Genomic DNA, 7,991 nt, shown 5'->3' on the forward strand with positions numbered 1-7,991 from the left:
GTTTGCTTCATAACTAGCGTTCAAAAAAACTAAAAAGTATCATAAAAAGAAGGCACGCTTATAAACATGCCTTCTTTTATTTGTTGTGTTATTTAACTTTCATCAATCGTAATCCGTTTAATGTTACTAAAAGCGTTGCTCCCATATCTGCTACAATAGCAATCCATAGTGTTAGCCAACCTGGTATGACTAGTAGTAGAGCTAATAGTTTTATACCTAATGAGAAGGTGATATTTTGCTTAATTACTTTTAGAGTTTGACGGCTAAGTCTAACAATGAATGGTAATTTTTGTAAATCGTCGCCCATTAGAGCAACATCAGCAGTTTCGAGAGCCGTATCTGTTCCTGCACCGCCCATTGCAATACCAACCGTCGATGCAGCTAATGCTGGTGCATCATTAATGCCGTCGCCCACCATTGCTACTTTATTATAAGTTGTCCGCAACGCTTTAATCGAATCTAATTTTTCTTGAGGCATTAGATCTCCTTTTATTTCAGTCACACCTAATTGCTTACCAATAGATTCAGCAGTTTTAGTATTATCACCAGTAAGCATAATAGTGTGTTCAATTGACAACTTGTGGAGTTCAGAAATAACGGCAGCACTTGAATCTCTTACTTCATCCGCGACAGCAATTACTCCTAAAATTTGTTCGTCAGTACCGAAATACATGGCGGTTTTCCCTTGTTCTTGAAATTGTCTGTATTGTACTTTGACCGCTGTTTCTTCGATTACTGATGCAGAAAACAGTTTAGGGCTTCCAATATAGTAACGTATGTTTTGATGTATACCTGTAAGTCCTTTACCTGTGATAGATTGGAAATCCTCGATTTGTATTGACTTGTAATCCACATTAGTTTTATCCGCTTCGTTTAAAATAGCAGAAGCTAATGGGTGTTGAGAAAGAGATTCCAACGATGAAATAATCGATAGATAATTTATATCAGTTTCAGAACTGGTTGCAATGAAATCCGTTACGACAGGCTTTCCTTTTGTTAAGGTTCCAGTCTTATCGAAAGCAATTGCTCTCAAATGACCAATTTCTTCCAGATAGACTCCGCCTTTTACTAAAACACCATTTTTTGCTGCATTACCAATAGCCGAAACAATTGAAACAGGTGTTGAGATCACTAATGAACAAGGACATCCGACAACTAAAATGGATAACCCTTGGTAAAGCCATTTATTCCAGTCACCACCAAAGAATAGCGGAGGAACAACCACTATCAAAAGGGCCATAATAATTATGAATGGCGTATAGTATTTTGCAAATTTATCTACAAAGGCTTGTGCAGGAGCTCGTTCTCCTTGCGCTTCTTCAACTAAGTGAATGATTTTGGCAATCGTTGTATCCGTTACTTTTTTTGTTACTTTGACTTCAAGAACACCTTCTTCATTTAGTGTTCCTGCAAACACTTCATCATCTAACTGTTTTTCAACAGGAACCGATTCTCCTGTTATTGCTGCTTGATTTACTGAAGAATGACCGTTGATAACAAGCCCATCCATGGCTATTTTTTGTCCGGGTTTAATGATCATAATATCGTCGATATCGATTTTATCGACACTGACTAATTGCTCTACATTGTTTCTCCTGATAAGAGCTTCTTTGGGAGCTATATCCATAAGAGAACGAATCGACTGTCTTGCTTTATCCATTGAAAATCGTTCCAAAGCTTCGCTAATAGCAAATAGTATTACTACAATAGAACCTTCGGCCCATTCTCCAATAAATGCGGCCCCAATAATTGCAATAGTCATTAAAGATTCCATGGAGAAGTCCAATTTGATCAAATCAGAGAACCCTTCTTTAAATAAATCAAATCCACCAATTATTATTGCCAATATATAAAGAGCTTTCGTTAATAAATGATCTTCGCCCAATGATAGTTGGGAAATCACAGCAACAAGTATAAAACCAAGAGAGATGATTAAAGCGATATTCCGTTTAATAAAAGACTCTTTTGATCTAACTTGTTCATCATTTTCTTGATCATCACGAATGATAAGATTTTCGAAGGCTCCCGCTTCTTCGAGTTCTTCAATTGTTGTTTGGCCTTCTACTGAAATCTTACTTGCACCAAAGTTTACTGTTGCACTCGTAACTCCTGGCAACTGCTTTACATTTTTTTCAAATTTACCTACACAATTTGTACAGCTTAATCCTTCTATTCGATAGGTTTTTTCGGTCATTTTCTCACTCATGCTAGCACCTCTTCTTTAAAATTTACGCCAAGCTCCATAAGATTTAAGATTTTGATATTTTTAATAAAATAGTAGACTAACTTACCATCCTTGTGACTATCAACTACTCCCAATTTTTTTAAGGAGTTCAGATGGTGTGAAGTTGTTGCGACCGAAGCATCAATGATATTAGCAATATCACAAACACATAGCTCATCTTCATGAACTAAAGCATGTACAATTTTAAGTCGATTTTCATCTGACAATATTTTAAAGAAACCACTTACTGACGGAGTATCAAAGTTTGCTAGTTTAGATTTAGCACGATTAACTTTGTCTTCATGAATACAAGTTATTTCACAAATTTCATTATTCATACGATCATTCCTTTACATTCAAATGTTTGTTTGAATGTATTATATCAGAACATCCATCTATATTCAAGTGAATGTTTGAATGTTCATAAAATGGTCATTTTCTGAACACTCTTCTTTTCCTATTAAATTTCTCAAAATCATTTACATTTAATGTTCATTAACCCGTAATTTATTCTATGTTCATTTATATAGGTGCTTTCAAGTTATGATACAATAGTATCAGCGGAGGAATAAAAATGAATATTGGATATGCCCGAGTTTCAACTGGACTTCAAAATTTAGATTTACAAAAAGATAGCCTTGAAAAATATAATTGTGAAAAAATATTTACTGACCATATGTCAGGAAGTAAAAAAGAAAGACCTGGATTAAAATCCGCAGTTGAATTTTCTCGTCCTGGGGATACGATTGTTGTTTGGCGATTGGATCGATTAGGTAGAAATATGGAAGATCTCATTAATATTGTTAATTCTCTTAATAATAAAGGGGTAAGTTTTCATAGTCTACAAGAAAATATTACAATGGATAAATCAAGTTCGACTGGACAATTGATGTTTCATTTGTTTGCGGCTTTTGCGGAATTTGAACGAAACCTTATTTTAGAACGTTCTGCCGCTGGTAGAGAAGCCGCACGTGCAAGAGGGCGGCTTGGAGGAAGACCTGAGAAATTTTCAAAGCAAGACGTAAAGCTTCTTAAAACATTGGTAGAAAGTGGAACACCAATTAAATCGATTGCGGATTCTTGGGGAGTTTCTAGAACAACAATTTATAGATATATTAATAAGTTTTAGAATAAACCAAAAACCAGCTCACAACGATTAAGTTATGAGCTGGTTTTATTATATCCTTGACTTTTGTTCATAATATATATTTAAATCATTCACTCTAGAAATTAAATTTTTCACCATAAATTTGTGCACGATTTACACCACCATTCATTAATAATTTTTTAGTTCCTCTCATCATTTGAGGAGATCCCCCAATAAGATAGAACCCTTCTTTACTGTATAGTTTTATGATTTGTTCAGGAGTTAAACGCCCAATTTGAGAATGGTAAATAAACTTTGTATTTTTGTTTGCGATATTTATTAGTTCCGCTTCATAGATTAAATCTTCTTCTTTACTTGCAATTCTTATAAAGGTAATCGGCCTGCTATTTTGCAAGTTAATTGCTAGAGAGATTAAAGGAACAGATCCAATTCCTGAGCCAATTAGAATTAAGTCGTTTGACTCATGCTCCTTCACTGCATGGTAGAGTCTACCATACGAACCATCAATAATTACTTTGCTTCCCAGTTTAAGGTGATTAATTTTTTTTGTAAAATCAGCTTGATTTCGTATTGCAAACGTTAAAGTTCGCTTTTTGGGGTTATAATTAACAATTGAAAACGGATGAGGTTCTTTCATTCCTGAAACCTCTGGGAAACTAATAAATGCATAATCCCCAGCTTTAAATGAAGCACGATGTGTAATATGGATCGTTAATTCAGTGATATTATGAGAGAGTTTTTGATTACCAATTAGCTTTCCTGAATGATACAGTACTTTCTTGATTGTTTTCATATAAATATAAACACACGCAGTGAGGATAGAGTAGAGATAGAACCAAAACATGAATGAAGAAATAGAACGGATATAATCAATTAAGATGACATGACCAAAAACAAAAAGGGTAGCGACTAGATTTAGTTTATGTATCCAGACAGAAGTTTCATATCTGAATATTTTTTCTAGCTTTTTTTTAATGTGTCCCAGTAGTGAAAAATGGGAAGTTATCCAACCAGACAAAAAAATGATGGAATACAAAGCAATACCTATAAAGAGGTATAAAGCAATATTTCCAGTTAATGCAATAGCCCCATAAGAGTGAAGTAATTCTTTATGAATAAAAGAAAATAAAATAGCAGTACATCCCATTACTCCATGCGTAAAATACATTTCTGGTAATCCTATTAATGAGTCCAACCATTTAGGTTTTTCAGAAACCATAATTGAAAATAGCATCCAAACATAAGCAATTGAACCGAGTTGAGAAGCAAAAAGTTCTGATTGATTAATTGTTCCAGAGAGACCATGAGCTAAGGTAATGATTAATGGAAGTGGCAAGATAAAAATAGTAACCAACCAAAACAAACCTAGCCAATATTTATGAGATTTGAGCATGCTTCCGTTCCCCCTCTCTATCAATGATAATACTCTGAAACTTTTGTGGAAGAGCTAAGTTTGGATTAATCATCAAAGCAGTCGCATAAACATCTACAACTTGTAAACTCTCTCCAACAACAGTAGTTTGTACCAAAGAATTGTCCGCATTTTCAATATGATGCCCTCGTTCCATAATTCCTGAAGTCGCAATAGCTCCAGACTTCATTTTAACCTCATAGATGGCTTTCTTTTTATCAAAAGGATCAACAATACCAATGGTAAATGTCCAGTTGGAATCCTTTCTTGTCTTCATTTGCATATCTCCACCACCAATAAGGTTAACTGCATGAATTAATGGATTGCCTAAAAGAGGAGCTAGATATTGTTGGAATGCGGTTTCGATTGCCCAACCTTTAACAAAACCAGTCGTATCCAGAACCCCTGAATAATAATGATCAAAGGCATGTTCTGTCACACTTTTTGCTTGTTCACAAGAAACAATCACATAACGCATCTCCTCTGATAAACTAAACCAATCTAGCTCCCCTCTTCTAAATTGATTCAATTCAGAATTTGCTTTGAAAGGGCTAAACTTTTTATCTATCTGATCTAAGTAGGATGATAAATTTTGAGAAATTTTTTTGAGTTCAGGATAAAGTTTTTCACTTGTTCTCCTTCCTACAACTATTTGAGTAGTAAAGGCAGTACCCATGGTAAATTTTACAAATGTTATAAGCTCCTTGTTGCCATCAACTAATTGAATTTTCTTTTGTTCCATTGTTATACCGCCTGATCTAGTGCTGCTTGGAGAGATTCGGTGTAACCCTTATAAGTCACTGTTGCACCTGAAACAGCTTGAATATTAGCAGAATTTGCTTGTTTAGCTTCAGAAATGTAGATGGGCTCTGCTTGTGCATCAATTTCTTGACTTCGAGATTTTCCATCTTCAGAAGTACTCTTTAAGAAAGAAACATCTGAAATTTTTCCTCCTGAAATTTTGACTTGTACTTGGACATCCCCCCATCGAGTTGAAACAGTAGAACCACTATAAGTGCCATCCTTATATTCTCCGTTTGAACTGGTTGAAGAAGTAGAAGAACTGACAGCCTCAGAAGCAGCGGAGGTTGATGAGGGAGACGAACTAGAAGTTGAAGCTCCTTGTGACTGACTTTCAACTGTTGTAGTTCCTTGAACTTGTTTCGAGTTTTGAGTGAAGAGATAGTAACCATCTAATCCAATCGCTCCAACTATTCCTATTGAAGTAATGAGTGCAAAAAATTTCTTCATAATTTCCTCCTTTTTTTATTCTTAATAAATTTTATCTTTTTTAGTATTATAAACACATCAAGTGAACCGTATCTTAACTTAAAATTTATTGAAACTTAACAATAATGGAGTATTATCAAGTAAAAGCAATACCATATCTTATGGTATAATAGTTGTCCAAAAAAATGTAGAGAGTGTGGCGTTATTATGAGAAAATGAGAGTCTTTTTAATAGAAATACAGGGTATATTTTGTGATAATTATAAGTTGTTTATATTCAAAATTTATGTTATTTTTAAATATTCTTAAACAAAAGCAAAAATCATTCTGATTTCACACACGATTCGTCAGAATTATTTTATTTTTTTGTTGGAATCGGTTTAGCAGTTTTTCAGTTAAAAAATTGGAAAGGTTATAATAAACCTTTCCACGATTTCTCTTAACTTTGTGTCTAGTTTATTATAACCTTTCCACACGTTATATTTAAAACCTGTCCATAATCTTGACATCAGCGCCTCCATCAAGAATAATCTCCACCTTCAATGTAGTTGATCTTTTTAGTATCGGAACAAATGACAGTCGCTATTTATTCATTTGGATACCAATCCACTCATAAACGTAATCACTTACTTCTCTCTCTGATTTACTATCGACTTCTATAACATCAACAACATCCTGATTAAAAAACCATTCTCGCTTTAAGGGTAATAATTTTTGAACATAGAAATCAAAAAATTCTCTGTTTCTTGAGATATCTCTTTTTTTTCGTTCTACTAATGTTTCGTTTGCAGCATTCAAGTAAAGAATTCTTTTCGGTAAACATCTTTTTAAAAGTTGTAGCTCTGTTTCTAAAGGTTTAGCTACTTCCCAATCAACTCCGATTGCTTTTGGATAATTTAACGTGTAGAATTCAATCTCTTCTGCTCCAAAATCCATTATGGAACAATTATATTGAGAAGCCAATTGATATCTTTTAACCTCGTTTAAAATAAATAATCTTTGTATTTCTATATAGTCGTTGTATCTATTTTTGTCTAATTTTCTATTCCTGATCTCATCAACAACCTGTTTATTTTTTTCATAACTAATATGAATTGTAGAATCATGTTTTTCAATAAGCCTTAAGGCAGTAGTTTTCCCCACAGCCATAGAACCTTGTAATGACAAATTAACCATTATTTCCACCTAACTACTCTGTTCTCATGCCAATATTAAATTCAGTTAACCCGATTTTCTGAATCAAAGCATCAATATGATTAGATTTGGCTTCTTTATAAAGTTTATTTCGAATACTCAAATTTTCCATAACTGTCAAATCATTATCTAAAATACTCTGTTGAAATACCATGCGGTTCTGTTGCAAAGTTTCAATACTGAGTACAAAATTCCCATTCTGATACTTTGACTATGCTGATATACCCATCAAAACTTTAATTTCAGTAGATACCGAAAAGCCGAAGAGCGTTCCATTTCTTCGGTTCTTTTTGTATATGCCTCTCAATGCTTCTATGCCCTTAATCTTAGTTGATGCAGTACGAAGACTTTGATAAAGTTTATTTCGACGTTTAACAGGTCTATGATCTTGCTCAATTAAGTTATTGAGATACTTGACTGTCCGGTGATCAGTTTCGCTGTATAGCCCCTGCTTTTGTAACTTCCTAAAAGCACTAGCAATTGATGGTGCTTTATCTGTCACGATAACTTTCGGTTCCCCAAACTGCTTGTATAGTCGTTTAAAGAAAGCATAAGCAGACTGAGTATTTCTCTTTCGTCTTAGCCAAATATCCAGTGTCATGCCTTCTGAGTCGATTGCACGATAGAGATAATGCCACTTCCCTTTAATTTTAATATAAGTTTCGTCCATTTTCCACGAATAAAAGGACTGTCTATTTTTCTTTTTCCAGATTTGATAGATCAGCTTACCATATTCTTGAACCCAACGGTAAATTGTTGTGTGAGAAACGTTAATGCCACGATCATATAAGATTTCTTGAACTTCACGATAGCTAAGGTTATAAC

9 protein-coding genes are annotated in these 7,991 nt (G+C 34.1%); 1 reads left to right on the forward strand and 8 read right to left on the reverse strand.

The window, feature by feature from the left end; all coding sequences use genetic code 11:
• Window positions 1-88: 88 nt before the first annotated feature.
• Both AB6B24_RS12195 and AB6B24_RS12200 read right to left on the reverse strand, forming a co-directional pair.
• Window positions 89-2,206: a heavy metal translocating P-type ATPase gene (locus AB6B24_RS12195; RefSeq protein WP_369164798.1), complete on the reverse strand. Its 2,118-nt coding sequence runs from the start codon at window positions 2,204-2,206 to the stop codon at window positions 89-91.
• Window positions 2,203-2,562 (reverse strand): metalloregulator ArsR/SmtB family transcription factor, encoded by a 360-nt coding sequence (locus AB6B24_RS12200; RefSeq protein WP_003726380.1) that lies wholly within the window; start codon window positions 2,560-2,562, stop codon window positions 2,203-2,205. Before AB6B24_RS12200 ends, AB6B24_RS12195 begins: the two co-directional genes overlap by 4 nt.
• A gap of 236 nt (window positions 2,563-2,798) precedes the next feature.
• Between AB6B24_RS12200 and AB6B24_RS12205 the strand changes: the two genes are divergently transcribed.
• Window positions 2,799-3,353 carry a recombinase family protein gene (locus AB6B24_RS12205; protein WP_014017399.1) on the forward strand — a complete coding sequence of 185 codons (555 nt, stop codon included), beginning with the start codon at window positions 2,799-2,801 and terminating at the stop codon, window positions 3,351-3,353.
• Window positions 3,354-3,447: 94 nt separating this feature from the next.
• Here the strand turns inward: AB6B24_RS12205 and AB6B24_RS12210 are convergent, their stop codons facing one another.
• The 6 genes from AB6B24_RS12210 to AB6B24_RS12235 form a co-directional block, all read right to left on the reverse strand.
• Window positions 3,448-4,725 (reverse strand): FAD-binding oxidoreductase, encoded by a 1,278-nt coding sequence (locus tag AB6B24_RS12210; RefSeq protein WP_369164801.1) that lies wholly within the window; start codon window positions 4,723-4,725, stop codon window positions 3,448-3,450.
• Window positions 4,709-5,485, reverse strand: coding sequence for an FAD:protein FMN transferase (locus AB6B24_RS12215; RefSeq protein WP_369164802.1), 777 nt, complete (start codon window positions 5,483-5,485; stop codon window positions 4,709-4,711). Before AB6B24_RS12215 ends, AB6B24_RS12210 begins: the two co-directional genes overlap by 17 nt.
• 2 nt (window positions 5,486-5,487) lie before the next feature.
• A complete protein-coding gene (locus AB6B24_RS12220) occupies window positions 5,488-5,994 on the reverse strand; it encodes an FMN-binding protein (RefSeq protein WP_369164804.1) in 507 nt (168 codons plus the stop codon).
• 560 nt (window positions 5,995-6,554) lie between these two features.
• Window positions 6,555-7,148: a hypothetical protein gene (locus AB6B24_RS12225; protein WP_289426286.1), complete on the reverse strand. Its 594-nt coding sequence runs from the start codon at window positions 7,146-7,148 to the stop codon at window positions 6,555-6,557.
• Window positions 7,149-7,161: 13 nt separating this feature from the next.
• Window positions 7,162-7,320, reverse strand: a complete 159-nt coding sequence (locus tag AB6B24_RS12230) for a hypothetical protein (RefSeq protein WP_347450089.1) — start codon at window positions 7,318-7,320, stop codon at window positions 7,162-7,164.
• 57 nt (window positions 7,321-7,377) lie between these two features.
• A partial coding sequence (locus AB6B24_RS12235) for an IS6 family transposase (RefSeq protein WP_369164807.1) occupies window positions 7,378-7,991 on the reverse strand: 614 nt, incomplete at its 5' end.

It is taken from the genome of Lactococcus sp. AK05 (assembly GCF_041026685.1).
GTDB lineage: Bacteria > Bacillota > Bacilli > Lactobacillales > Streptococcaceae > Lactococcus > Lactococcus lactis.

Coding starts and splice junctions, on each gene's coding strand:
- AB6B24_RS12200 (WP_003726380.1), bottom strand. CDS start 2,562: ATGAATAATGAAATTTGTGAAATAACTTGTATTCATGAAGACAAAGTT.
- AB6B24_RS12210 (WP_369164801.1), bottom strand. CDS start 4,725: ATGCTCAAATCTCATAAATATTGGCTAGGTTTGTTTTGGTTGGTTACT.
- AB6B24_RS12225 (WP_289426286.1), bottom strand. CDS start 7,148: ATGGTTAATTTGTCATTACAAGGTTCTATGGCTGTGGGGAAAACTACT.
- AB6B24_RS12195 (WP_369164798.1), bottom strand. CDS start 2,206: ATGAGTGAGAAAATGACCGAAAAAACCTATCGAATAGAAGGATTAAGC.
- AB6B24_RS12215 (WP_369164802.1), bottom strand. CDS start 5,485: ATGGAACAAAAGAAAATTCAATTAGTTGATGGCAACAAGGAGCTTATA.
- AB6B24_RS12220 (WP_369164804.1), bottom strand. CDS start 5,994: ATGAAGAAATTTTTTGCACTCATTACTTCAATAGGAATAGTTGGAGCG.
- AB6B24_RS12205 (WP_014017399.1), top strand. CDS start 2,799: ATGAATATTGGATATGCCCGAGTTTCAACTGGACTTCAAAATTTAGAT.
- AB6B24_RS12230 (WP_347450089.1), bottom strand. CDS start 7,320: ATGGTATTTCAACAGAGTATTTTAGATAATGATTTGACAGTTATGGAA.